Source organism: Mesorhizobium sp. M0296 (assembly GCF_040321675.1).
Taxonomy (GTDB): Bacteria; Pseudomonadota; Alphaproteobacteria; order Rhizobiales; family Rhizobiaceae; genus Mesorhizobium.
The window spans coordinates 26258-51502 of the sequence record NZ_JAMYRZ010000037.1 but is presented as its reverse complement, the minus strand read 5'-3'; the positions used below and the strand labels follow the sequence as shown (position 1 = coordinate 51502).

Here is a 25245-nt window from a genome sequence, read left to right as displayed (position 1 = left end):
CGGTCTCGTCATTCGCATGGCGGCCACGCCACGCTGTCAGTGTCGATGCGGGAGTGGGCGATTTCTGAAAAATGATCCAGATCAAGGCGGGGCCCTGCCGCTTCCACGCATCATAGGGGATGATGTGGAAGCCAATCTCAAGCGCTCCGTTCGGTCGTGAGCTCGAACTGGCCGTCCTCGACGAGGACGGCGAACATACCCTTGTTTTCCCTTGCATAAAGGAGCGGGAAGGCTGGAAGAACGCCGCCACCCGCTCACGCGTTGACATCCACCCGACCCACTGGCGCGACTGGATGCCGGATAGGATCCCGGCAAACAACCACAAGTCTCATGGTGACTCGCCTTAACGTTTGGATTCCACGACCAATGCCATGCGCACGAGATGCGACAGGCTGCTCGCGGCCATTTTGCTCATGACATTGGCGCGATGGATCTCGACCGTGCGCGGGCTGATGCCAAGATCGTAAGCAATCGTCTTGTTTGGCAGGCCGGACACAAGACCGTCCAGCACCTGTCGTTCTCGCTCGGACAGGGCCGCCAGACGACCGCGGATTTCCACGCTTTGTGGGTGTGTAGCATCCGCCTGGTTGCGATTGTCCAAAGCGGAGCGGATCGCCTCGATCAGCACCTCGTCGTCAAACGGCTTTTCGATGAAATCGGCGGCACCTTCCTTCATCGCCTGAACAGCGAGCGCCACGTCGGCATGGCCTGTCATGACAATGACCGGAATAGTATGCCCGCGGGTCCGGAGCTGCCGCAGGAACTCGATGCCGTCAATGCCGGGCATGCGCACATCGGTCACGATGCAGCCGTCAAGACTGCTCGTGGCCGTAGCCAGAAAAGCTGTCGCCGATTCGTACAGGCGCACAGCGAAGTCAGCCGTCGCCAACAGAAAACCAAGCGATTTGCGAACGTCGACGTCGTCATCGACCACATGCACAAGATGGCTATCGGCCACTGGCGACCTCTTCCTTTTCCACGATGCGCAAGGTGAACCGGAAGGCGGTTCCTCCGGACGGCATTGCCTCGGCCCAGATGTGACCGCCGTGCGACTCAACGATCGTACGGCAAATAGAGAGGCCGACGCCCATGCCCTGCTTTTTAGTGGTGACAAATGGCTGGAAAAGCTGGGCGGAGACTTCCGGCGCGAGACCAGTGCCTGTGTCGATCACGCTTACCTCAGCCATGCCGTCATCACGGGCCACGGTTATGATTTGCAACTCACGGCGTGGTACGCCTTGCATGGCTTCTATCGCATTGCGCATCAGGTTCAGCAGGACCTGCTGAATCTGGATGCGGTCCGTCAAGACCAGTTCGGCGGCCGGATCGAGCTTATAGCTGACACGCACGTCTATTTCTCTTGAGCCGACCAGTGCCAGTGACGAGGCTTCCTCGATAATCGCCGGCAGGCGTTCGACTTGACGCTCACTCTCGCCTCTTGCGACGAAATCCCGCAGGTGGCGAATGACGTCTCCGGCCCTCAATGCCTGTTCCGCTGCCTTTTCGACGGCTTCCCTCAGCATCGGCGCATTCTCTTCCGTGCTTCTTTCGAGAAGTCGGCGACTGCCTTTCAGGTAGTTCGTGATTGCCGTGAGGGGCTGGTTGATTTCGTGGGCAAGTGTCGAAGCCATTTCGCCTAGCGCGGTAAACCGCGCCATATGGAGAAGCTCCTGCTGCTGCTCCTGTATCCTTGCCTCTGCTCTGTGGCGCTCCGTCAAGTCGCGGCAGAAGCCGGTAAAGAAGCGGCCGGTTCCAGGATGCATTTCACCGACAGAAAGTTCCATCGGAAAAGTTGAGCCATCCTTGCGCATTCCAGTGACGGTGCGGCCGAGCCCGATGATCCGGCGCTCACCGGTTGATAGATACCGGTGCAGATAAGCATCATGCTCTTCGCGGTAGGGTGACGGCATCAGCAGATTGACGTTCTGACCGATGACTTCGCTCGACTGGTAACCGAACAGCGTTTCGGCAGCCGTGCTGAAGGATTGAATACTGCCCTGTTCGTCGATGACGACCATTGCGTCGGGCACCGTCGCCAGGATCGAGCGCAAATGATCTTCACGCAAACGAAGTGCCGCGTTCGCAAAGGAGAGCTCGCTGACGTCGGTGCCTTGGACAAAAATGGCCGTGATGCGACCATCGTCGGCTTTGATGGGCTGATAGACGAAATCGAGGATGCGCTCTTCGACCGGCTCGTCATCCTTGTTGCGAAGAGCGACCTTTACGCCCTGACCTCTGTAGGGCTCGCCCGTTTCGTACACCTGGTCCAGCAGTTCGTAGAAACCCTGGCCTGGGAGCTCGGGAAGGGCTTCGCGTACCGACTTTCCTATCACTTGCCTCTGGCCAATCAGGCGTTGATAGGCGGCGTTGGTCAGCTCGAAGACGTGGCCCGGCTCACGCATCAACGTGATGAAACCAGGGGCCTGCTCAAACATCTGGGAGAGCCGGTCGTGTTCGGCCGTGCCCCGCCCTTCGGCGCGAACACCAGTCGACAAGTTACGTGGTTGTTTGTCGTCCAAATCAAGTCCTATGATCGGGGAACCCGCAACGCAGTCTTGTTACCATCCATTGCTCGTTCTGCACACGGAAAACCCATGAAGCCAAATAGTCGCGGTCGAGCCTGCTGGACCTTTCGGAGCTCACCCCATCGGCCTGCCGGCTGCACCCTTATGTCGTATAACCGCCGGTCACATAGGAACTTCAAAGTTGTCACCTTGCGGCATTCACGCCAGCCCCAGTCGCCACGAGAGGGAGTGGCCTGTTGACCGAGATCAATGCAGCTGTCGCCGACATGGCGATGATCTGCCGGGAAACGGGAGTAAAACGACATGAGTTTTCTCGAGTACCTGATTTCAGTTGACGCCAGGACCGCCTTGATGGGCCGCATGATGCAGAAGCTCGGCGTCGACAAACAATTGAAGGTCGTTCCGGACCATGTTGGCGTAACCAATCGGGCGGTGGACCGGTGTCGCTCCTGCGGGCACCAGGATGAATGCTCGACTTGGCTTGATGAACACCAGCAAGCTGATGATCCGCCAGACTATTGCCGCAACCGCGACCTGATCGCACGGCTGCAGCACGCAGCCGGCCACCGATAGAGCGTTACGCAGGCATACCGCAGTTCGCGTCACCAAGGCCGCCGCGAATGCCTGCAACTCCACTTTCATGTAAACAGCCGACTGGCCCCACGGGCTGCCCGCTTGTTATCAAGGCTGCCATGACAGGAACCTGCAGCGATGCCCCGCAGAGGCGCGCCGCTAATGACACTGCGAGGCGCCGGCTTTCAGATGCGATCCGATCTATGCCGACAAAGGCCTCCTTTGAAACCAAATGCATCGATCCCATCGTAGACGCGACTTCACTCGGCGCGTCGCGGGCCTGTTTGAGGGCGGGTATCACCTTGAGGTCTTTGGGCCCTCGAAAAGCAAGGACGTGCACATGACTGCGAAGGCTCGGAGCAAGAGAACGATCGTTGGTACTCCGTTGCCATACGTGCTTGACGAGGCCATGATCCGTCTTGTGGTTCACGGCTTCTATGACAAGATTCGCCGCGACGACCTTCTCGGCCCCATCTTTCATGACGCTATCCAGCCTGAGGTGTGGCCGCGTCATCTGGCTAAGATGTGCGACTTCTGGTCCGCTACGCTGCTCCGGTCGTCCCGTTATGAAGGCCGTCCATTACCGCCACACCTGGCGATCTCCGGCCTTGGAGTGGCGCATTTCCGGCGTTGGCTAAAGCTGTTTCGCGCAACCGTGCACGGCATTTGCCCACCCGAGGTTGCGGCGCTGTTCATGGATCGCGCGCTGCGCATCCCAATTAGCGTGGGTAAACCCACAATCAGCCGCAACGCCGCGCGATGCGCGTCTGCCTGTCCGTGGAGACAAGCATGACTGACTCAAACAAAAACGACACACCGATGGCCAAGCAATTCGTCCGGCGTCGACCTGAACAACACACTGCTCCCTATGCTGATCGGCGGGCTTGTTCTGATCGTCGTCGGTGCAATCGTGGTCATGACGTTCGTCTAGTTTTCCTGGCAGACGCTCATCAAAGTTGCGAAAGCGCAACGAAGGCAGCCCGCGCGCGATTTATGACGAGACCTCGCATATCGCGGAGACTTCATCGTGAAGCAGCGCAGTTCGATCAACTCTGATATGGTCGTTGACGAGATCATGAGAAAATGGCCGGCAACGGTGGCCGTGGTGGTGAACTACAGGATGCTTTGCGTGGGCTGCCCGATCGGCAGTTTCCATACCGTGGCCGAAGCATGCCGCGAGCATCGGATCAACCAGACCTGCTTCATTTTGGACCTGGAATCGGCTGTTCGGCGCGAAAGCTGAAGGTCAGCCCTTGTCCCGGTTCTCGGCGAGAACCACAAGGCGATGAGCATCCTTCACGGTGACTTTCTGGCGCCCGCTGACAATTATTCCGTGGTCTTCCCACTTGCTGAGCAGACGGCTTACGGTGTGCAGCGTCGTTCCTGTCATCTCGGCAATGTCCTGCCTCGAAATCGGGAAGTCGATTTCGATACCGCTGTCGGTCTTTCGGCCGGTCTGGTTCGCCAGTCGCAGCAGCGCATGGGCAACCCGCTGCTCCACCTGTGCCGTGGACATCTCCACCACCCGCGTCTGGGTCTCCTGCAGCCTGGTTCCAACCGTCCTATAGGTGGTTGCCCCAAACACGGGGAACCGTCGCGCCAGGTCCGGCCAGAGAGCGTTGGGCCAGGCCAGCACCACGCAGTCCACCGCGGCGACCGCATTGGCGGGGTAGGTCGTTCGCCCTAGTGCTGCGGCGACGCCAAAAATTTCGCCTTCACTGATGTATCTGGCGATGACCTGCTGCCCGTCAGGCGTGGTGCGGACAACGCGTATGTGCCCGGCGATCAGCACGAAAAACGAATGGGCCTCGGCTTCCTGCTCGAAGATCGCCGTGTCCTTGGCATAACGAGACGACCGCGCATTTTGTACGATCTCGCTCTGCTCGTCGGGCGTAAGCCCCTGGAAGAGGGGCAGTCCAGAAATCACCGATCGATCCAACGCAGCCAAGCGGATCCCTCACAGCCCTACGGTTCCGCATCAGTCGTGCGGGAGACCTTTCTTATCCCGAGTTTGCGCCAGCGCAAATTGTCCCCGGCCGCATCAAGCTAAATGGCATGGAACGGCGCAATGCCGCGAAGACGAAACAAAGGACAAATCGATGAAACTCTCCATCCTCGCTGCCGCAATCTCCCTCCTCGCGCTCGCCGGCGGCGCAAGCGCGGAAGAGCATGTGGTGCAAATGCTCAACAAGGGCGGAAAAGGCGCCATGGTTTTCCAGCCGGCCTTCGTCAAGGCGGCACCCGGCGACACCGTCAAGTTCGTGCCGATCGACAAGGGCCACGATGCGGAGTCGATCAAGGGTATGATCCCGGATGGCGCCGAACCTTTCAAGGGGAAGCCCAACGAGGAGATCACCGTCACACTGACCCAGGAAGGTGTGTACGGCGTCAAATGCGCGCCTCATTACGGCATGGGCATGGTCGCGCTGATCGTTGTCGGCAAGCCGGTCAACCTCGACACAGCCAAGACGGTCAAACATGCGGGGAAGGCAAAGACGGTGTTTGCCGACCTGTTTACCCAGGTCCCGGCCAACTGACCAGCATGCCTGCCTGCCACAAAGGGGGCGGGCGCGGGCCGGACGAACCGAGGGCGGCGGTTCATCCGGCCCTTTTCATTTGAGGATATAGTCATGGGGATTCCACGCCTTCGGGCATACGCCGGGCCCGCGTTTCTTTCCTACGGGTTCAGGCCCTTCTTCTTCCTCGGATCGCTTTATGCCGGACTCTCGATTCTGCTTTGGCTGCCGATTTATGCGGGCGAATTCAATGCCCACAGTGCATTCGTTCCCGTCGACTGGCATGTCCACGAGATGCTGTTTGGTTATCTGCCTGCGATCGTTACCGGGTTCCTGTTGACCGCGATCCCGAATTGGACCGGCCGGCTGCCTGTGCAAGGCCTGCCGCTGCTGGCGCTGGTTGTCTTGTGGCTAGCGGGCCGTATCGCTGTCTTCTTCTCGGCGGATATCGGTTGGGAAGCAGCCGCTGTGATCGACGGTTCTTTTCTGCTTGCGGTCGCCACGGCGGCGGCACGCGAAATCGTCTCGGGACGGAACTGGCGCAATCTGAAAGTACTGCTGCCGCTTGCCGTCCTGGCTGGCGCCAACGGCACGTTCCACATCGAGGCGCATCTTCAAGGCACATCCAACATCAGCCGCAGGCTCGGCATGGCCGCGGCGATCATGCTCATCTCGTTGATCGGCGGGCGCATCATTCCGAGCTTCACCCGCAACTGGCTCGTCCGCGAAAATCCTGGCAGGCTGCCTGCTCCGTTCGACCGTTTTGACATGGCATCGATAGCCATCTCAGCCATCGCGCTGGGAGCATGGACGTTCGCCCCCGACAACAGCGCCTCAGGAATGCTCATGGCCGTCGCCGCGATCTGCCAGGCGTGGCGTCTGTCGGGCTGGGCTGGCGAGCGCACATTGCGGGATCCGCTCGTGCTCACCCTCCATCTTGCATATGCCTTTGTGCCTATCGGTCTTGCCTTCGTTTCGGCGTCGATCTTCTATCCTGCCATCGTGCCGGCTGCTGCAGGGCTCCACGCGCTCGGAACTGGTGCGGTCGGCGCGATGACGCTTGCCGTGATGACCCGCGCGACGCTCGGGCACACCGGGCGAGAGCTCAAGGCTGGGAAAGGCGCCTCGTTCATCTTCGTGACCGTCCTCCTCGCAGGATCATTGAGAATCCTGGCTGCCTTCGTCCCCTGTGACATAGTGATCGACATGGCCGGCACCGCATGGGTGGCGGCATTTGCCGGCTTCATTCTGATCTATGGAACTGCGTTGATGAGGCCAAAGGTGCGGTGAGGCGGCGGGGAGACAGGCGACCGTCGAAACGCGAATGAATAAGCCGCTTCTGATTTGTCAGGCAATACCGAGGTAGCCGACGATACGCTTCGCCCACCCCCGATGGTCCCGGACCAGCCTGAAACCCAGATTGTCGGGAGGCGTGCCAACGGCACAGCCGCCGCTTTTTCCGTCGCTGACGAAATTCGACATGTAGGCTCTGTGAAGCCCTTCAAGGACGTGGACGCCGCAATTGTCGACCGAACTCGCAACGCCGCTTCCATCCGCAGCCAATGTGGTGCGGACATAGCAAGTCGAAGTCCACTCCCAGACATTGCCGGAAAAGTCGGCGAGGCCCAGGGAATTGAAACCAAAAGAGCCACGGCTCTTGGGCAACGGGTCCGGTTTGCGATTGAGGTCCACCTCGGCCTTGTAGCTGGTGAGCCAGCGTCTGGCGGGGTTGTTGGCGTCGTTTTCAACACCCTCGAATTCGCCTGCGAACCGCTCCGCCGCGGCAAACGCCCATTCTTCGTCGGATGGCAGCCGCCATTGGTCCCCGGTCACTTGCGAATACCACCGGGCGTAGGCATTGGCATCGAGATAGCTCACTCCAGTTACGGGAGCGTTGCTTGGGATCGCGCGCGTCTCCTGTGCCGGCTGACAGCCTCCTGCCGAGACGCAGTCTGCATAGTCGGCCGCGCTGATCTGGTAGGCCATGATTTCGAGAGGTCTGTTGAGTTGCCGCTTGAGGCGGGGATTGGCTTGCGGGCGTCCCTCCATCAGGAACTCCCCTGGCGTCGGATAGGTGATCGAACCGGAAAGCAAGGTAACCGTCATAGCGATGGGGTGAGGTTGTCGATCCCCGAAGACCGTCTGTATCGAGAGCCCTGCCGGAACGGCAGCGGCGACCAGGGCGACCGGAAGAACCTTGAGGATCAATGGAGACATCGCTTTGTCCATGCCCGGACAGCATCGCTGTCCGGGCAAATTGGAGTGCCGTCAGTTGGTGGCGAGGGGTGTCGGCGCTTCGACCTGCGTCATCAGGTCGTCATTCCATTCGCCCTCGACCATAAAGTGAGCGGTCGCACCGAGCTCCACGGCCTCGATCAGATTGTGATTGACATAGGCGTAGACGCCGGGCTGCAGGAACGTGTAGAGCGCCGACCCCGCGGAGCCGCCACGGATGAACCAGGTTTCCAGATCCTTGGCCGGCGGATTGGCGAATTTGCCCTGTTCCCAGACATAGTCGCCGTGGCCACCGATCAGATGCGGTCGCGTATCGCGGTTGGCCTGCGAATGGACGATCAACACGGTCTCGCCGACCTTCGCCTTCATCGCATTGTCGCCGGTCAGCGAACCGACCTTGCCATTGAACACCACATGCGTCGGGATCAGCCCGCGCATGACCTTGACGATGTCGTCGTAACCGTCGCCGGCCGACTCGTAGGTCTTGAAGTTGCCCTTCTCGTCGCGCGGAATATAGAAGTCGTTCTCGCCGATGTAGAAGATCTTGTCGTACTTTACCGGTTCGCCCTTGTCGTTCCTGAGCCCATCGCGCGGCAGGATCATGATGGCGCCGCTCATGCCGGAGACGACATGCCATGGGATCATCGCGCCGCCAGGTGCGCAGTGATAGACGAACGTACCCGTTCGGGTTGCCTTGAAGCGCAAGGTCACCAGTTCGCCGGGATTGATCAGCGTCAGGGCGCCGCCGCCCAGCGCGCCGGTTGCGGCGTGGAAATCGATGTTGTGAGCGAGTGAGTTGGTGTCGGGATTGATGAGCGTCAGTTCGACATAGTCGTCCTGATGCACGACCATCAGAGGGCCAGGAATCGAGCCGTTATAGGTCATCGCATTGAGCGTCGTGCCGTCGGCATCGATGACGACGGGCTTTTCCTCGATGGTCATGGTGAACTCGACGATTTTCGGTCCGCCCGTGGCGATCTGATCGTGCGGATGCACAAAGGGCGGTGCCACGAGCTCGATCTTTTCGCGGGCGAGCCCTCGAATGTCCGTCTTTGTCACCGTTGCCGAAAATGCCGGCAGTGCCGCCACGGCGGCAGCGCCAATCGCTGCTCCGAAAAGGGCGTCGCGTCGCGTGATCATGTCAGTCTCCTATCTCTCAACCGTTGCGGATGAGCAGAAGGTATCTGGCCTGACGCAGCGTTTCTTTGCGCTGGCGCAAATTGGTGGCGTTCAGTGTTAGGCAGCGACAACCCCGGAAACAGCAATCGTGCGCAGCATAGTCGCAGGGGGAAGGGTGTGGGAGCGGTTGGCTGCACCGGCGCTGTTTGTCAGCCCTCGGCCCTGGATCAGCGCTCCAGTCTGTCTTCTCGATCGATAAGGATCCGCTCGGCAGCTCCGTCAAGATCTTCGTACTGGCCACTCCTCAACGCCCACAGGAAGCCCCCCAGGCCAAGCGCACCAAGGAACAGGGCGACAGGGATGAGGTAGGCAAGGGTGGTCATGAGCATTGCGCCAGTTTGCTGCTGTCGGACAGCCTGTCGTGCCGGACATCTTTCGCCGGCGAATCTGGCATAGAACCTCGCAGACGCAGCGCATTCCCGATGACAAGCAGGGAAGACGCGGACATCGCGATCGCGGCGATAAGAGGGGTGACGTGCCCCAGGATCGCGATCGGCACGGCGACGGCATTGTAGACGATGGCGATCGTGATGTTCTGGCGAATCAAGCTTCCCGCCTTGCGCGAGACGTCCAGCGCGAGGGGGATTGCCAGAAGGCTTTCGCGCAGGAATACGAAATCCGCCGCATTGCGGCCAATGTCGGCGGCCGTGGCCGGCGCGAACGAAACATGCGCCGCGCTCAGCGCAGGCGTGTCGTTCAAGCCGTCGCCAACCATCAGAACCCGGTGTCCCTCTTTCGCCAGGGTTTCGATGCATTCGACCTTGCCGGACGGCAGCAGGCACGGAACGAAATCGCCGATACCCAGCATTTTCGAGATTTCGCCGCAGGCGCTCGCGCTATCGCCCGACAGCATCTGAACCGACATCCCGGCATCGTTCAATCGCTCGATCGCCGCCATGGCGTCGGCACGCAACGCATCCTCGAAATTGAAGGTCGCGACAACGATCCCGTCTTTCGTCAGGACCGTCCCGCCATAGCCATGTTTGCCTTCGCCGCCGGTGCGGGCCTTCCATCCAGCCCATCCGCGTCTGCCCAGCCGCCAGATACTTCCGACGTCAGTTGCCTCGATCCCGAACCCCGGATGCTCGGTGACGGCATCGAATTTGTGCTGCCCGCCGGCAGCGGCAAGACCGGCTATGGCCTTTGAAAAGGGATGACGCGAATGCGCGGCCATGTCGGCCGCAATCGTCAGCATGGCCGGATCGATCGAGGCCGCATTGACGAGACGGGGCTGGCCGAGCGTGAGCGTGCCGGTCTTGTCGAACACCGCTGCATCAATCGTTGCCAGGCGCTCCATGGCCGAACCATCCTTGACCATGATGCCGTTCTCGAACAGCCGCCGCGCGGCGACCACCTGGACGATCGGCACGGCGAGCCCGAGCGCGCACGGGCATGTGATGATCAAAACGGCAATGGCGATGGTTATCGCCCGATGCCAGTCGCCGGTTGCCGCCATCCAGCCAAGGAATGTCACGAAGGCGGTGAGATGAACAACTGGAGCATAGAGTGCTGAAACGCGATCGGCCATGCGGCGGTAATGTGCGCGACCGCCCTCGGCGGCTTCCATCAGCCGAACCATTTCCGCCAGGAACGAATCCTTCGCGGCAGCTGTCGCCTCGATGGTCAGCGGGCCGGTAAGGTTGAGCACGCCGGCCTGGATGGCGTCATTTGGCGCCACGCTTCTGGGCGTGCTCTCGCCCGAAACCAGCGAGCAGTCGACGTCCGATGTCCCACGCGTGATCTTGCCGTCGACGGGGATCCTTTCGCCGGCCGCGATCAGCAACAGCATGCCCGGTTCGATCTCGCCAACCGGCAGATAGTCGCGTGCGCCATCGTCGCGCAGCACCATGGCGCCACGCGCGGCCAGTTGTGACAGGCCTTTCACCGCGGTGCGGGCGCGTTCGCGCATCATGTGATCCAGCGTGCGGCCGATCAACAGGAAGAACAGCAGAGACACCGACGCGTCGAAATAGGCGTGGTCGCCATGGGTGATCGTCTCATAAAGGCTCATCGCATAGGCCAGCGACACGCCGACCGCGATCGGCACGTCCATGTTCATGCGGCCGTGACGCAAGGCATTCCAGGCCGACTTGAAGAAGATGCCGCCGGCGAAGGCGAGTGCGGGGATGGCGATCAGTGCCGAGACCCAGTGGAACAGGTCGCGGGTCGCGCCCTCGGCACCGGACCAGACCGAAACCGACAGCAGCATGATGTTGCCCGCCGCAAATCCGGCAACAGCGACGGCGCGGATGAGCTCCGAGAGCGTTTTGTCCTTTTCACCAATCTCTGGTTCGAACAAATGCGCCTGGTAACCCAGCCGCCCCAGCATGGCGACGAATGGTGGGGCCTCGTCCCCGCGCCACCGGACCGAGACCCGCTTCGTTGACAGGTTGACGCGAGCGGCCTCGACGTGATCGAGTTTTGCCAACGCCGTCTCGATTGTCTGGATGCAGGCTGCGCAATGAACCGTCGGAACTGAAAGATCGGTCTGGCTAAGGCCATCGCCAAGCGACAGGCTCGCCAGCTTGATCTCTTCGCTGGAAGGCCGGACGGATGTAGCGTTGCCCAGATCCAGCGCCATTTCAGCACCTGGTGCACAGCAGCTCATTTCAGCGCTCCATCGGAGATCATGATCCTGCGCACGTCGCGGAAAGGCCTTGCCAGGCCGGCATCGGCGTCGATTTCGACGATCCACACACCGTCCCTTGGCATGTGCTGCACGGCAAACTCCTGGCCCGAGGCGGCGGCGAGCGTGATGGACTCATCTTCTTTCTCGTAAGCGGGATGGCGAAACAGCACCTTCACGCCATGCAAGGGAACCGACTTGCCGGCGGCGTCGGTGAGGCCATAGCGGACTTCGCCCCATGAGATGGTCAGCTTGCCGGTCCAGCCGAGGGCTGCCTGCGCGCGCCCTTCCTCGGCCTTCCTGTTGAATTGCTGGCTCGCCACATAGGTGTTTTCGACGACAAGGCCGGTCCAACTCGTCTTGGCAAGCGTCGCCATGGTCAGATTGGCCGCGATGACCACGCCGAAAAAAGCAAGGATGATGGCCAACATGTGCCTGCCGGTGAATTCGCGGGACTTTCGCGTGGTGGCGTTCATCTGGCGATCTCCGGCGCGTTGAATGTGGCGGTGTATTCGTTCGACTCGAAACTCGTTTTGTCCTCGACCCGGAATGTGAAGGTCTGCGCTTCGCCATGGACCTGATCAGCAGGCAGGCGCACGAAAACCTTCAACATCTTCAGCCGGTCGGGTTCGACCTGGATCGCAAAAGAGCGATCGGCGGGGAGGTCGACACCAACGATGCTCATCTCTGCGCCTGGCAAACCCGCAATGCTGACGACGATCGTTCTTGGTTCGGGGATCATGTTCAGCAGCTTGACGGCATAGCCGTTGCGGATCGAGCCGTCGGACAGCGTTACGAATTGTGGATTGCGGTCGTGCAAAACATTGATTTCGAGCCGGTCACGCGTCAGCAGCGAAAAGAGCAGACCCAGGCCGATCAGCGACCACATGGCCATGTAGACATAGGTGCGTGGCCGAAAGATCTTGCGGACATGGAAATGCGCCACCCTGTCCGAAAACAGGCCGTCATCCGTCCTGACCAATGACGGATCGACCGAACAGGCGCCGCCCGCGGTCGCCAGCATCATGTTGGCATTGTAGTCGGAGAGTGTCGCGTAGGAGATCAAGCCGCGCTCCTTGCCGAGCTTGTCCATGACCCCGTCGCAGGCGTCGATGCAGAGCGCGCAGGTGATGCATTCGAGCTGCTGGCCATCGCGAATGTCGATCCCCATCGGGCAGACAGCCACGCAGGCGTTACAGTCGACGCAATCGCCGACTGACTGTCCAGCGGCCTGGACCTTCTTGGTGTGACGCGTGCGCGGTTCGCCGCGCCAGTCATTGTACGTGACGGTGAGCGAACTTTCGTCGAGCATGGCCGCCTGGATGCGCGGCCATGGGCACATATAGGTGCAGACCTGCTCGCGCATCAGCCCGCCGAACGTATAGGTCGTCGCTGTGAGCACAGCGACGGTGATGTAGGCGACAGGCGCTGCCGTGCCGGTGAAGAGTTCGACGAGCAAGGTCGGCGCATCGGCGAAATAGAAGATCCAGGCGCCGCCGGTCGCTGCACCTATGATCAGCCAGATGGCGTGTTTCGATATTCTCAGCGCGAGCTTGCGGGCGGTCCAAGGCCCGGCATCGAGCTTCATGCGTGCGTTGCGGTCGCCCTCGATAGCTCGCTCGACGACCAGGAACAGATCGACCCACACGGTCTGCGGACACGTATAGCCGCACCAGGCACGACCGACAGTCGACGTAACGAGGAAAAGACCGACGCCGGCCATGACCAGAAGGCCGGCCACATAGTAGAATTCCTGCGGCCAGATCTCGATGAAGAAGAAGTAGAAACGCCGGTTGGCGAGATCGAGCAGCACTGCCTGGTCAGGGGCGAACGGGCCACGATCCCACCGCAGCCACGGCGTCAGATAGTAGATGCCGAGCGTGATCGCCATCACCAGCCATTTGAACCGGCGAAAGCTGCCCGAGGCCCGCTTCGGGAAGATCTTCTTGCGCGCGGCATACATCGGCTGTCGCACTTTGGCGGAGTTGACCGCCTCGGCTTCGAGCCGTTCTACCTGCGTATTGTCCAGCACTGGTTTCTCCCGTCGCGCAGCTTTGATTTCGCCGGGCAAATGTCCTGACTGGATGCAGGCAGGTCAGCGAAATACAGCGTCGAGCGGATTTTGCTGCCGACTGGATTGCGCCGCGTTGATGCAGGTCAATCGCCTGGCCCATGGAAAACAAATCGAGGCCCGGCAGAGCCGGACCTCGTCGCTTCGGCGGTGAGGGCCGGAGAATAGGCCCCCGTTCCTATTCTCCACCGCCTAGCGAATGCACGTAGACCGCCAATTCCTTGACCCTGGTTTCGCCCAGGCGCGCGCCCCAGGCCGGCATCACGCCTTGTTTCGGCGCTGTGACCTGGGCGGCAATGGCCGTTTCGCCCGATCCGTAGAGCCAGATGGCATCGGTCAGATCAGGAGCGCCGAGCTCCTTGTTGCCCTTTGCGTTGTCGCCGTGACAAGCAACGCAGTTTTCCGCAAAAACCTTGGCACCGGGCGCCACCAAAGATTCGTCGCTGACGGCTTGGGACAGGCCGGCAATATAGGCGCTGACCTGTTTGATCTGGTCGGCAGTGATAATGTCGCCAAAGGCTGGCATTTCCGAAAGTCGCGTATCCGGATCGGATGCGAAGCGGATACCATGCGTGACCGTCTGCTGGATCTGATCCGCCTTGCCGCCCCACAGCCAGTCATCGTCATTGAGGTTGGGGAAGCCCTTAGAGCCCTGGGCGCCGGAGCCATGACATTGCACGCAATTGACCTTGAACGCGGCGCCGCCAGCGGCGATCGCGAATTCGCGCAAACCATCGTCCGCCGCGATCTCCGAAACACTCTTCGATTCTATCGCCGCGACATATTTGCCCTTCGCCGCTTCAGCCGCCGATAGCTCGTTCTTGACTTCGTTGCGGCTCGAATAGCCGAGCACGCCCGTTGTTGCCGAATGCAGCAAAGGCCATGCCGGATAGGCGATGGTGTATCCGATTGCCCAGATAATGGTGGCGTAGAAGGTAATGACCCACCAGCGCGGAAGCGGGTTGTTCAGCTCCTGAATGCCATCCCATTCGTGGCCGGTGGTCGAAACGCCAGAGATTTCATCGATGTGCTCGTCGCTCATGATCACTCGTCCTTAAGGGGAATCCGGGCAGCTTCGTCGGCCAGCTTGCGGCTGCCGGGGCGCAGGGCGAAGGCAATTGCGCCGACAAAGAAAAGCGCCATGGCGACCAGGCCCCAGCTGTCGGCAAACTCTCGCATCAGATTGTAATCCATAAATAAAACTCCTCAGCGATAGCCGGCGGCTTCGTCGTAGTTCTTGAAATCGACCAGCGTGCCAAGCATCTGGAGATAGGCGACGAGGGCATCCATTTCGGTGACCTGTTGCGGGTTGCCGTCGAAGTCGCCGATCTTGGCTTTGGGGTAGCGGGACTCGAGGCCGGATGTGTCGGCGTTGGGATCGGCTTGCGTCATCAAATCGGCATTGGCGTGGGCGATCATGTCGTCGGAGTAGGGGACGCCAACGCGCCTGTTGGCGACCAGATGCGTCGAGAAATCCTTCACGTCGATCGGCGTGTCTTTTAGAAATGCGTAGCTCGGCATGATCGATTCCGGCACGACCGAACGCGGATCCGTGAGGTGATCGACATGCCAAGCATTCGAGTAGCGGTCGCCAACCCGGGCGAGGTCCGGTCCGGTGCGCTTCGATCCCCATTGGAAAGGATGATCGTACATCGACTCGGCCGCCAGGCTGTAGTGACCATAGCGCTCGACTTCGTCGCGGAATGGCCGGATCATCTGGCTATGGCAGAGGTAGCAGCCCTCGCGCACATAGATGTTGCGCCCCACCAGTTCGAGTGGCGAGTAAGGGCGCATGCCTTCCACCTTCTCGATCGTGTTGTCGAGATAGAAGAGCGGTGCGATCTCGACGATGCCGCCGACCGTCACCACAAGAAGAGAGCCAACGAGAAGAAGCGTAGCGTTCTTCTCGATGATCGCGTGTTTGTCCATCAAGCCCATTGTCTGGCTCCTTATTCGGCAGGCTGAAGGGCGGGAACAGCGCCGGGCATCGGCTCCTCCTCGCGCTGGTAGCCGAGGATGGTCATGGCGATGTTCCAGGCCATGATCAGGGCGCCGGAGAGGTACATGGCCCCGCCGATGGCGCGCATGACATAGTAGGGGTGCATGGCGGCCACGGTTTCGGCAAAGGAGTAGACCAGGAAGCCCTGCTCGTCGTATTCGCGCCACATCAGGCCCTGCATGATGCCGGATACCCACATGACGGCCGCGTAGACGACGATGCCGAGCGTCGCCAGCCAGAAGTGCCAGGTGACCAGCCGCAGCGAGTAGAGCCGTTGGCGGTTCCAAAGCTTCGGCACCATGTAATAGATCGCGCCGAACGAGATCATCCCGACCCAGCCGAGCGCACCGGAGTGCACGTGACCTATGGTCCAGTCGGTATAGTGCGACAGCGAATTGACCGCCTTGATCGACATCATGGGGCCCTCGAAGGTCGACATGCCGTAGAAGGCGATGGCCATCACCATCATGCGGATAATGGGATCGGTGCGTAGCTTGTCCCAGGCGCCCGACAGCGTCATCAGGCCGTTGATCATGCCGCCCCATGACGGCATCCACAGCATGATCGAAAACACCATGCCGAGCGTCTGCGCCCAATCGGGCAGGGCGGTGTAGTGCAGGTGATGCGGACCGGCCCAGATGTAGAGGAAGATGATCGCCCAGAAGTGGATGATCGACAGCCGGTAGGAATAGACCGGCCGGTTCGCCTGCTTGGGCACGAAGTAATACATCATGCCGAGGAAGCCGGCGGTGAGGAAAAAGCCGACGGCGTTGTGGCCGTACCACCATTGGGTCAGGGCGTCCTGGACGCCGGAAAAGGCGGAGTAGCTCTTGGAACCCAGGAATGAGGCCGGCATCGACAGGTTGTTGACCACATGCAGCATCGCGATGGTGACGATGAAGGAGAGGTAAAACCAGTTGGCGACGTAGATGTGCGGCTCCTTGCGCTTCAGGATCGTGCCGAGGAACAGGATGAGATAGGCGACCCAGACGATGGTCAGCCAGACGTCTACATACCATTCGGGCTCGGCGTATTCGCGGCTCTCGGTGATGCCGAGCAGGTAGCCGGTCGCGGCCATGACGATGAAGAGCTGGTAGCCCCAAAACACGAACCAGCTGAGATCGCCGCCGAACAGCCGAGCGCGGCAGGTGCGCTGGACGACATACAGGGACGTGCAGAGCAGCGCATTGCCGCCGAAGGCGAAGACGACGCCCGACGTATGCAATGGCCGTAAACGGCCGAAGTTAAACCAGGGCTGAATGTTGAGATCGGGATAGGCAAGTTGCAGCGCAATGACGACGCCGACCAGCATGCCGACGACACCCCAGAACATGGTGGCGATGGCGCCATAGCGGATTGGCCCATCCATGTAGGCGGATGGGTCGATCGGAGCAGCCACTTCAAAATTCGTGTTGCGGATGAGGATGGCGACAAAGCCGAGCAGGACAAAAAACAGTACCCACATATGCTGCCGGAATGGCTCGTCCACACCGAACCCGGCAGCCACAAGGGCCGCAAATGTGAACAGGCCCAAGGCGAAGATTTGCGTGCCGAACTTCATGACCTGTCCCCGACCTCGGATTGGGATGCGCGGATACCAATCCGCTTGACACCAATTCAGCAGTCGCGTCGTCGCTGCCTTGATCCATGTCAAAGCCATTTGCTTTTGGATTGGGCAGCTTCCAACTCGCAAACGATCAGGAGGCTTTATTGGACGGGGAGAACGAGCGGAAATCGTCGCTGTTTGAAGCCCGCCGCGAGATTTCCATGCCGGTCGGACGGTTCGATCGAGAGTTCCTCCCTGGCGCTGTGATGAAACGTGCCCATGGGGAAAAGTTGCGGCTCTGTGACGCCTTGGAAAAGATCGCCGATACGTTGCCGGCCGCAGATCGCCTGAAGTGTATTGGCGGGCCAACGCGATCGTTCCGCTGTTGCGCAACATTCACCAATACGAGGAGACGGTTATCTTTCCGGCCTACGAGGCTGCTTTGACTGGCAGCGATGCCAACCTTGCGTCAACTCGTCGATTGCGCGCAGAACACGTCGAGGACGAATGCTTTGCCGGCGAGGTGACTGAAATCCTGCTGGCGATCGGCCATGGCGAGACAGTCGAGGATGCCGAGGCTGTCGGCTTCATGCTGCGCGGCTTATTCGAAAGCTTGCGCCGGCATATCGCCTTCGAGCGCGAGCACGTCTTGCCGATGATCGGGGTCGTCGATGCCGGTTAGGCGCCGGAGCGTCGCTGCAGCCCGCTCATGTTCTCCACCGTCACGTGCCGGTTGTTGTCGATCCGGATTACGCTGTCTGTTCGCAGCCTGGTCAGTTGGCGGCTGACCGTCTCGATCGTCAGGCCGAGAAAATCGGCGATGTCGGCGCGCGTCAGCGGCAGGTCAAAGCTTGTCGACTGGGCCGCCGGGTCAAGCGTGGGATCGATGTTCCTGGCAATCATCAGGAGAAAGCTCGCCACCTTTTCCGCAGCACTCTTGCGCCCCAGCGTCACCATCCAGTCTCGTGCTTCGTCGAGTTCATTGAGCGTCTGCTTGAAGAGACGATGCTCGAGCTGTGGCGATTCCTTCATCATGCGTTCGATGGCGGCTTTTGGAAACGAACACAGCGAAACGGTCGTTGCGGCTTCGGCGTTGATCGCGCTTTCCAGCTTGAAGGGCCTGCCTAGAAAATCGGGGGCAAACTGGAGGCCGACAATCTGCTGGCGTCCGTCCGACAGGCTCTTTGTGAGCTTCACCACGCCGGAAAGCACGTTCGAATAACGGTCGACGGTCTCGGCGTCACCAATCAGTTCTGCGCCCGGTTCAACGGTATGCTTCGATGAGGTCTTGGCGAGGCCCACCAGTTGATCGGGATCGAGCGCGCCGCAAACGCCGCGGTGTCGTGCCTCGCAAGACTGGCAAAGCACTGGGATGCCGGAACTGTGAACGTCTTGGCGCACCGTCATCTTCCAAAGGATTCCATGTGCCGGCAACGTACCATCGCCGGATAAAAAAGCCTTGCGGCAGTTTGTCTGCGGGGCCTTGACCGAAATCAAGGCCGCCGGCGCCCAATGTGACCAGTGTCGCGCGATGCAAAGGGGATCGGATAGCGACATGCGGCCAGATTTAGTTGTCAGGCTCGGTGAGAACGTTCCACGCTACACGAGCTACCCGACCGCGCCGCATTTCCATCCAGGCGTTGATGCTGCCGTTTGTCGAGGCTGGCTGCAGGCGCTCGACGAGGGCCACGAGATATCGCTCTATCTGCACATCCCGTACTGCGACAAGCTTTGCTGGTTCTGTGCCTGCCATACCAAGCAGACACGCCACTACGAACCGGTGAGCACGTATCTTCGCTCGCTGCATGCCGAGATCGCCACCGTCGCCAGTCTTGTCGCAGGCAAGGGCCGCGTGCGTGCCGTCCATTTCGGCGGCGGTTCGCCAACGATGCTCAAACCGGAGGATCTGGTGGCGGTGGGAACCGTCCTGCGCAACAGCTTCACCTTTCTTCCCGGCGCCAAGATCAGCGTCGAAATCGAACCCAATGATATGGACGATGCCCGCCTCGACGCACTCGCCGAAATCGGCATGGCCCGTGCGAGCCTCGGCGTCCAGGATTTTGACCCGAAGGTGCAAAAGGCAATTAACCGCGAGCAGAGCTTTTTGCAGACCAAAGCGGTAGTCGACGGCGTTCGTTCGCGCGGCGTCGAATCGGTCAATCTGGACCTGCTCTACGGCTTGCCACACCAGACCAGGGAGAGCGTCTCCTCCACCGTCGCGCAGGCACTGACCCTGGAACCGGATCGGATAGCGCTTTTTGGCTACGCCCATGTGCCGTGGTTTAAGAAACATCAGACGATGATCGACGAGGCATGGCTGCCGGGTCCGGCAGAGCGGTTTGCTCAATCGCGACTTGCGGCGCGGGCGATCGTGGACCAGGGATACGAAGCAATCGGGCTCGACCATTTCGCCAAACCGGGCGATGCCCTCGCGCTTGCCGCCCGCGCCGGAACACTGCACCGGAACTTCCAGGGCTATACCGAGGATCGCTGCGAGACCTTGATCGGCCTTGGCCCGTCATCCATCAGCCAGTTTCGCCAGGGCTATGCACAGAACATGCCTTCGACCGCCGAATATGGACGCATGGTTGCAGAAGGAGGGCTGGCAGCGGTCCGAGGCATTGCGCTTTCCGAAGACGACCGCGTTCGCGGCTGGATCATCGAGCGATTGATGTGTGACTTCGCCTTCTCGGCGATTGAGCTGGTGGAGCGCTTTGGCGAAGCCGGCCAAAGACTTCTCCTCAAGGCGAGTTCCACGGCTCTTCATGGTCCTGCGCGGCTGCTTGAACTTGATGGTGACCGCTTCGTCGTGCCGGCGGAAAGCCGGCCCTTTGTCAGAAGCACCGCAGCGAAGTTCGACAAATATTTCGAAACCGGTACAGCCAGGCATTCCGTAGCGGTCTGAACGATCGCCCGTTCAGAAATGCTCGCCGGCCTTGAATGGGCCAATGCGGGTGCCGGCCGCGATCAGATAGGCGGTCGACCACCCAATCAGAAGAAATGCGTTCACGCCCTCTAGAGCCGCGAGGACGCGCCATGCGTGAGCGGGCACAATGTCGCCGTAGCCGACGGTCGAGAAGGTGATGGTGGAAAAGTACAGTGCGGTTTCGAAGTCAGCAAAGATATCGAGCAGCCGGTATAGTCCTGCCCAGAGCACACCTCTGCGGTCATGATGGCAAAGAGCCCCATCACCACGCTGATCATCGCAACGATGCGGCTGCGGCGCCCGTGCATGCGAAACCGGGCGACCAGGTGACCCATCACATGTGTGACCACGATCAGACCAAAGGTGTGAACCAGGACCGTAAGGCTAATGACGACGGTGCCGATGAGCAGATTGAGCATCATCTTCGGAAGGTAGAGATTGCTGCGGTGCCTTCCTTGCTCGAAATCAAAACCGGCAGGTTTCACCTATACGGCACAGATTGTCGACCGCGTCAGGAACCGCTTCTCGCGCCCGTTGTCGAGCGAGAACATGCCGCCGCGACCAGGCACAACGTCGATGATGAGATCGGTATGCTTCCAGGCCTCGAATTGCGACGCTCCGATGTAGAACGGCGCGTCGCCGATATGGCCGAGCAGCACGTCGTGGTCGCCGACGATGAAGCCGGCACGCGGGTAGCACATCGGCGAAGAGCCGTCGCAGCAGCCGCCGGATTGATGAAACAGCACCGGACCGTGCTCGGCAACGATCTCGGCGAACAGTTCAAGGGCTGCCGGTGTCGCGGTAATCTTCGCTCGCATCATGTTTTCCGATTTCCAGCCTTTGGCGCGGCCCCTCGCGGAGCCGCGCCTGTGGGTCAAAGCGGCGATCAGAAGAAGCCGAGCTTCTTCGGGCTGTAGCTGACCAGGATGTTTTTGGTCTGCTGGTAGTGGTCGAGCATCATCTTGTGGGTCTCGCGGCCGATGCCGGACTGCTTGTAGCCGCCGAAGGCCGCATGCGCGGGATAGGCGTGGTAGCAGTTGGTCCAGACGCGGCCGGCCTGGATCGCGCGGCCGAACCGGTAGGCGCGGTTGCTGTCGCGTGTCCAGACACCGGCGCCGAGGCCGTAGAGCGTATCGTTGGCTATGCTGAGCGCTTCGTCGTCGTCCTTGAAGGTCGTGACCGAAACCACCGGTCCGAAGATCTCCTCCTGGAAGATGCGCATCTTGTTGTGACCCTTGAACACCGTCGGCTTGACGTAGTAGCCGCCGGCGAGATCGCCGGGCAGGACGTTGCGCTCGCCGCCAGTCAGCAACTCGGCGCCTTCCTGGCGGCCGATGTCGATGTAGGACAGGATCTTTTCCAACTGCTCGGATGATGCCTGGGCACCGATCATCGTTGCCGGGTCGAGCGGATCGCCCTGTACGATCGCCTCGACACGCTTCAGCGCACGTTCCATGAACCTGTCGTAGATCGATTCATGGATGAGCGCGCGGCTCGGGCAGGTGCAGACTTCGCCCTGATTCAGCGCGAACATGACGAAGCCTTCGATCGCCTTGTTGAAGAAATCGTCGTCTTCGGCGACAACGTCCTTGAAGAAGATGTTGGGCGACTTGCCGCCCAGTTCCAGCGTGACGGGGATTAGGTTCTGGCTGGCATACTGCATGATCAGTCGGCCGGTCGTGGTTTCTCCGGTAAAGGCGATCTTGGCAATGCGCGGCGACGACGCGAGCGGCTTGCCGGCTTCGAGGCCGAAGCCGTTGACGATGTTGAGCACACCCGGCGGCAGCAGATCGCCGATAAGATCGGCCCACAGCAAGATGGCAGCCGGCGTCTGCTCGGCAGGCTTCAGCACGACGCAGTTTCCGGCGGCAAGCGCGGGAGCAAGCTTCCAGCAAGCCATCAGCAGCGGGAAGTTCCACGGGATGATCTGGCCGACCACGCCGAGCGGCTCATGGAAATGATAGGCAACGGTATCGTCGTCGATCTGCGAAAGGCTGCCTTCCTGGCCACGCAAGGCACCGGCGAAATAGCGCAAATGGTCGATGGCTAGAGGCAGGTCGGCGGCGGTCGTTTCGCGGATCGGCTTGCCGTTGTCCCAGGTTTCGGCACATGCGAGGAGATCGAGGTTTTCCTCCATGCGGTCGGCGATGCGATTGAGGATGAGTGAGCGCTCGGCCACGCTCGTGCGCCCCCAGGCGTCCTTGGCGGCATGGGCAGCGTCTAAAGCTGCCTCGATGTCCTGGGCATCCGAGCGAGCCACCTCGCAGAGCAACTGACCATTCACCGGCGAGAAGTTTTCGAAATAACGGCCCGAACGCGGCTCGGCCCATTTGCTACCGATGAAATTGCCGTAGCGCTTATCGAAGGGCGCCTTGACCGGGCGTGAGAATTCTACCTTGTTCATGTGTCTTCCTCCCAAGGCTGACGCCGCGGAATGCGACGCTTCGGGAAGACACTTGCGATCTCCCACCGCTATTGCCAATACGCCGGGGACAGTGGGCGGGCGGGATGTGTCGCAGAATTGCGACAGTCATGCGACGTTTCAAAAGTCAGTGGGACCTGTGGACGTCCAGGCGGTTGAGTTTGCGGTGAAGCGTGGCGCGACTGATCCCGAGCGCATGGGCCGCGGCCGAGACATTTCCGTCTGCCCGCGCCAGCGCCCGCTGCAGGACGCCGCGCTCCGCCTCGGCGAGGACTTCGGGGCCGCTCTCGGCCCAACCGAGCAGATCGGCCGCAGGCATCGGTTTGTCGAGACACTGTTGCGTAATTCCAAGCGCCAGGCGAGCCGAACGGGTCGCGCCGACCACAAGGTCGTCCGCATCAACCGCGATCAACGCGCCGGAACCCTTGTCGGGCACCGGCGCCAGCAGAATGCGCGCCTTGGGGAATGCCATCTTGAAGTTCTCCGCCTCGATCCGACGCGCCGCGTCGACGACGGCCATAGAAATAAGGTTGGAGAAGACCTCGGTCAGATCAGCCCGGCAGGAAGACACGTCAAGCGCAGCCACAAGGTCTCCACGGTGATCATAGATCGGAGCCGTGGTGCAGCTCAGCCCGGTGTTGCGCGTGTGAAAATGCTGATCACGGTGGATCGTCAGGACGCGCTGTTCCACCAGGCAGGTGCCGATACCATTGGTGCCCTCGCTCTCCTCGTTCCAGACGGACCCTGTCCATAACCCCCAGGAACGAAACGTCTCGTCGTCCACAGGCGCGCCGCGCCGTTCGACCGGCACGCCGTCGCGATCGGCGAGCAGGACGCAGCATCCAACGCCGCCCACCGCAAGATAGAGCCGGTCCAGGCTTGATTGAGCAACCCGGACGAGCGGCCCGATGCGTTGCCGGGCCTGTCCCAATTCCGCCTCTGTCAGGTAGCGTGGGGGGCTGCAATCGGCCGGATCGAGCCGGTGCAGACTGGAAGACCGTCGCCAGGAAGCGACCAGCGCGGACTTCGCCGCCGCGTCCGAAGCGATCGCGGCCTGAACGCGGTCGGCGTGATGACCGGATAGATCCTTACCCATGCTTGTCCTCCCAAGCCCAGTTCTTCCTTTCGGCTACTAGACCACGGTTGCTTCAAGACAAGGCAACGCGGGTGTCGTATCAGATTTCGCTTTCTATCAACGCACTGTCAATTCGACAGAAGAACCAGACATCCTCTATGTTTTCCTGTCAGTCAGTGACGTTTGGCCAATGGATAGTCGTCCTCGCCTGTGCATTCTCTCTCTTCCAGGCAACCTTTCGGTTGATCCCCTAAAAGCCTATCGGCATGAACTGGGCATTCATTGATCTAGAGCAAAGACGACCGACCATAATCAGCCGCGGGACCGTGCGGAACAATACGGGAAGATTTCTGATTTTGGCCAACGAAAAAGCCAATAAAATCAACGGTCACGGGTACGTCTCCGGCAAAGACGAGTAGCGACGTGCGCATCGGAGGGGCGACGGACGGCGGAACGTTCCGCTGCAAATTTCGGGGGTTCGAGTCGCTAGAGCGCTACCGCCTTCCCCACACTCATCGAACTCCCAGTTCCAATTTCGCTGCTGCGGCTGAGCGAGGCGCGCTATCCTAATTGAGGCCTGGCGGGTGACGGCATGGGGCCCAGAAGCCGACGTTCACGAAAGTGAAGTCAAGTTTGGACAGCCCCATCAATTTCCAATGCGATACGCATCAGCTGCTCGATAAAGTCGCTAACTACTCTCGATGGGCGTCGGTTGGGTGGCAACAACAGAAGGGTTCGGAAGGAGATTCCCGGGAGAAATGGACGGAGGCTGAGGTTTCCGTTGAGATAGGGAAGGGCAGTTAAAGGATTGACCATTCCGCATCCAAGCCCCGCATTGACCATCGAGCAGATGGTGGTGGAATAGGGGGTTTCTAGAACCACTTTGGGCTTGATGCCGTGATCAGCGAAGATGGCCTCTGCTTCCCGTCTCGTAGTGTCCTCCGGAGCCAACGCGATGAAGGCCTGCCCATGGAGATCGGCGGGACGGATCACTTCCCTCCCCTCTAGCGGATGGCCCTTGGGCATGGCGATCGCGACCCGGTAGTTCCGGAATGGGTGGGCTTCGACGCCCGCAAGATCGATCTCGTCCGCCGCCAGGCCGACGTCGAACTGGCCGGAGGCGACGAGTTCTTTGACTTCCGAGGATAGCCTTGCCTGAAAGGTGATCGCAACGTCAGGGTGACGGTGTTGAAATGCCTTTAATGCCTTTGGCATTACATTCGTACTTAATGCGGAGAGACTTGCGATCCGGATTTCCCCCGAACCGAAGTCGCGAATCCGCGCTGCGGCCCCTTTCAAATGGATGAGGCCGGAGAATGAGGTCTCCACTTCCCTGAAAAACAGGTTGCCTTCTGCCGTCGGCGACATCCGTCCTTTGATGCGGTGGAAGAGCGCGAAACCGATGTCGCGCTCCAGTTCTTGGACGGCCTTGCTCACCGCAGGTTGTGAGATGCGTAGTATCTCCGCGGCGCGTGAGGCGGTTCCAATCGTCATCACGGCGTGGAAGACCTCGATCTGGCGAAGATTCATGACGCACCTATAACCTGAGAGA

Annotated in this window: 26 protein-coding genes and 1 pseudogene; 7 read left to right on the top strand and 20 right to left on the bottom strand. The window is 60.5% G+C overall.

The window, feature by feature from the left end; all coding sequences use genetic code 11:
* Positions 1-343 precede the first annotated feature (343 nt).
* Together fixJ and NKI97_RS27710 are read right to left on the bottom strand one after the other, a co-directional pair.
* Positions 344-958, bottom strand: a complete 615-nt coding sequence (fixJ, locus tag NKI97_RS27715) for a response regulator FixJ (protein WP_352453051.1) — start codon at positions 956-958, stop codon at positions 344-346.
* Positions 948-2435 (bottom strand): PAS domain S-box protein, encoded by a 1488-nt coding sequence (locus NKI97_RS27710; RefSeq protein WP_352453056.1) that lies wholly within the window; start codon positions 2433-2435, stop codon positions 948-950. The genes fixJ and NKI97_RS27710 overlap by 11 nt, the downstream gene beginning before the upstream one ends.
* A 393-nt stretch (positions 2436-2828) precedes the next feature.
* Here NKI97_RS27710 and NKI97_RS27705 point away from each other — a divergent pair, with 393 nt between their 5' ends.
* Positions 2829-3098, top strand: coding sequence for a DUF6455 family protein (locus NKI97_RS27705; protein WP_352453050.1), 270 nt, complete (start codon positions 2829-2831; stop codon positions 3096-3098).
* A gap of 39 nt (positions 3099-3137) precedes the next feature.
* Here the strand turns inward: NKI97_RS27705 and NKI97_RS27700 are convergent.
* A pseudogene (locus NKI97_RS27700) lies at positions 3138-3280 on the bottom strand (c-type cytochrome); the annotation flags it as partial.
* 158 nt (positions 3281-3438) lie between these two features.
* On the opposite strand from NKI97_RS27700, the gene NKI97_RS27695 reads away from it, so the two are divergent.
* On the top strand, positions 3439-3891 hold the full coding sequence (locus tag NKI97_RS27695) for a group III truncated hemoglobin (RefSeq protein WP_352746904.1): 453 nt from the start codon (positions 3439-3441) through the stop codon (positions 3889-3891).
* 234 nt (positions 3892-4125) lie between these two features.
* Positions 4126-4341, top strand: coding sequence for a DUF1858 domain-containing protein (locus NKI97_RS27690; protein ID WP_352453048.1), 216 nt, complete (start codon positions 4126-4128; stop codon positions 4339-4341).
* A 3-nt stretch (positions 4342-4344) separates the two neighbouring features.
* Here the strand turns inward: NKI97_RS27690 and NKI97_RS27685 are convergent, their stop codons facing one another.
* Positions 4345-5046 (bottom strand): Crp/Fnr family transcriptional regulator, encoded by a 702-nt coding sequence (locus NKI97_RS27685; protein WP_352837745.1) that lies wholly within the window; start codon positions 5044-5046, stop codon positions 4345-4347.
* A gap of 151 nt (positions 5047-5197) precedes the next feature.
* Between NKI97_RS27685 and NKI97_RS27680 the strand changes: the two genes are divergently transcribed.
* Together NKI97_RS27680 and NKI97_RS27675 are read left to right on the top strand one after the other, a co-directional pair.
* Positions 5198-5635 carry a pseudoazurin gene (locus NKI97_RS27680; protein WP_352837743.1) on the top strand — a complete coding sequence of 146 codons (438 nt, stop codon included), beginning with the start codon at positions 5198-5200 and terminating at the stop codon, positions 5633-5635.
* A 93-nt stretch (positions 5636-5728) separates the two neighbouring features.
* A complete protein-coding gene (locus NKI97_RS27675) occupies positions 5729-6904 on the top strand; it encodes an NnrS family protein (protein WP_352837741.1) in 1176 nt (391 codons plus the stop codon).
* 57 nt (positions 6905-6961) lie between these two features.
* On the opposite strand, the gene NKI97_RS27670 is transcribed toward NKI97_RS27675, so the two are convergent.
* The 10 genes from NKI97_RS27670 to ccoN form a co-directional block, all read right to left on the bottom strand.
* The gene (locus tag NKI97_RS27670; protein WP_352837739.1) at positions 6962-7831 is read right to left on the bottom strand and encodes an SUMF1/EgtB/PvdO family nonheme iron enzyme; all 870 of its coding nucleotides are present in this window, start codon (positions 7829-7831) and stop codon (positions 6962-6964) included.
* A gap of 51 nt (positions 7832-7882) precedes the next feature.
* Complete coding sequence (gene nirK, locus NKI97_RS27665; RefSeq protein WP_352837738.1) at positions 7883-8989, bottom strand: copper-containing nitrite reductase; 1107 nt, start codon at positions 8987-8989, stop codon at positions 7883-7885.
* 206 nt (positions 8990-9195) lie between these two features.
* Positions 9196-9351 carry a cbb3-type cytochrome oxidase assembly protein CcoS gene (gene ccoS / locus NKI97_RS27660; RefSeq protein WP_352455561.1) on the bottom strand — a complete coding sequence of 52 codons (156 nt, stop codon included), beginning with the start codon at positions 9349-9351 and terminating at the stop codon, positions 9196-9198.
* Entirely contained in the window at positions 9348-11636 is a 2289-nt protein-coding gene (locus tag NKI97_RS27655; RefSeq protein WP_352837736.1) for a cation-translocating P-type ATPase, read from the bottom strand. The genes ccoS and NKI97_RS27655 overlap by 4 nt, the downstream gene beginning before the upstream one ends.
* Positions 11633-12130 (bottom strand): FixH family protein, encoded by a 498-nt coding sequence (locus NKI97_RS27650; protein ID WP_352837734.1) that lies wholly within the window; start codon positions 12128-12130, stop codon positions 11633-11635. Before NKI97_RS27650 ends, NKI97_RS27655 begins: the two co-directional genes overlap by 4 nt.
* Entirely contained in the window at positions 12127-13686 is a 1560-nt protein-coding gene (gene ccoG, locus NKI97_RS27645; protein ID WP_352837732.1) for a cytochrome c oxidase accessory protein CcoG, read from the bottom strand. Before ccoG ends, NKI97_RS27650 begins: the two co-directional genes overlap by 4 nt.
* A gap of 217 nt (positions 13687-13903) precedes the next feature.
* Entirely contained in the window at positions 13904-14767 is an 864-nt protein-coding gene (gene ccoP / locus NKI97_RS27640; protein ID WP_352837729.1) for a cytochrome-c oxidase, cbb3-type subunit III, read from the bottom strand.
* A 2-nt stretch (positions 14768-14769) separates the two neighbouring features.
* Positions 14770-14919 (bottom strand): cbb3-type cytochrome c oxidase subunit 3, encoded by a 150-nt coding sequence (locus tag NKI97_RS27635; RefSeq protein ID WP_352453038.1) that lies wholly within the window; start codon positions 14917-14919, stop codon positions 14770-14772.
* A 12-nt stretch (positions 14920-14931) separates the two neighbouring features.
* Entirely contained in the window at positions 14932-15663 is a 732-nt protein-coding gene (gene ccoO, locus NKI97_RS27630) for a cytochrome-c oxidase, cbb3-type subunit II (protein ID WP_352837727.1), read from the bottom strand.
* Positions 15664-15674: 11 nt separating this feature from the next.
* Entirely contained in the window at positions 15675-17285 is a 1611-nt protein-coding gene (gene ccoN, locus NKI97_RS27625; protein ID WP_352837725.1) for a cytochrome-c oxidase, cbb3-type subunit I, read from the bottom strand.
* Positions 17286-17622: 337 nt separating this feature from the next.
* On the opposite strand from ccoN, the gene NKI97_RS27620 reads away from it, so the two are divergent.
* On the top strand, positions 17623-17952 hold the full coding sequence (locus tag NKI97_RS27620) for a hemerythrin domain-containing protein (protein WP_352837723.1): 330 nt from the start codon (positions 17623-17625) through the stop codon (positions 17950-17952).
* On the opposite strand, the gene NKI97_RS27615 is transcribed toward NKI97_RS27620, so the two are convergent.
* Complete coding sequence (locus NKI97_RS27615; protein WP_352837722.1) at positions 17949-18677, bottom strand: Crp/Fnr family transcriptional regulator; 729 nt, start codon at positions 18675-18677, stop codon at positions 17949-17951. The genes NKI97_RS27620 and NKI97_RS27615 overlap by 4 nt on opposite strands.
* A 148-nt stretch (positions 18678-18825) precedes the next feature.
* Here NKI97_RS27615 and hemN point away from each other — a divergent pair, with 148 nt between their 5' ends.
* Positions 18826-20175 carry an oxygen-independent coproporphyrinogen III oxidase gene (gene hemN, locus NKI97_RS27610; RefSeq protein WP_352837720.1) on the top strand — a complete coding sequence of 450 codons (1350 nt, stop codon included), beginning with the start codon at positions 18826-18828 and terminating at the stop codon, positions 20173-20175.
* A gap of 12 nt (positions 20176-20187) precedes the next feature.
* Here hemN and NKI97_RS27605 read toward each other — a convergent pair whose 3' ends face one another.
* From NKI97_RS27605 to NKI97_RS27585, 5 genes are all read right to left on the bottom strand, one after another.
* A complete protein-coding gene (locus NKI97_RS27605) occupies positions 20188-20427 on the bottom strand; it encodes a potassium channel family protein (RefSeq protein WP_352837718.1) in 240 nt (79 codons plus the stop codon).
* Positions 20428-20681: 254 nt separating this feature from the next.
* Entirely contained in the window at positions 20682-21014 is a 333-nt protein-coding gene (locus tag NKI97_RS27600; protein ID WP_352453054.1) for a DUF779 domain-containing protein, read from the bottom strand.
* Positions 21015-21082: 68 nt separating this feature from the next.
* Entirely contained in the window at positions 21083-22600 is a 1518-nt protein-coding gene (gene adh, locus NKI97_RS27595) for an aldehyde dehydrogenase (RefSeq protein ID WP_352837716.1), read from the bottom strand.
* A gap of 145 nt (positions 22601-22745) precedes the next feature.
* Positions 22746-23714 (bottom strand): helix-turn-helix domain-containing protein, encoded by a 969-nt coding sequence (locus tag NKI97_RS27590; RefSeq protein ID WP_352837714.1) that lies wholly within the window; start codon positions 23712-23714, stop codon positions 22746-22748.
* Positions 23715-24320: 606 nt separating this feature from the next.
* A complete protein-coding gene (locus NKI97_RS27585) occupies positions 24321-25223 on the bottom strand; it encodes a LysR substrate-binding domain-containing protein (RefSeq protein ID WP_023680715.1) in 903 nt (300 codons plus the stop codon).
* Positions 25224-25245: the final 22 nt, after the last annotated feature.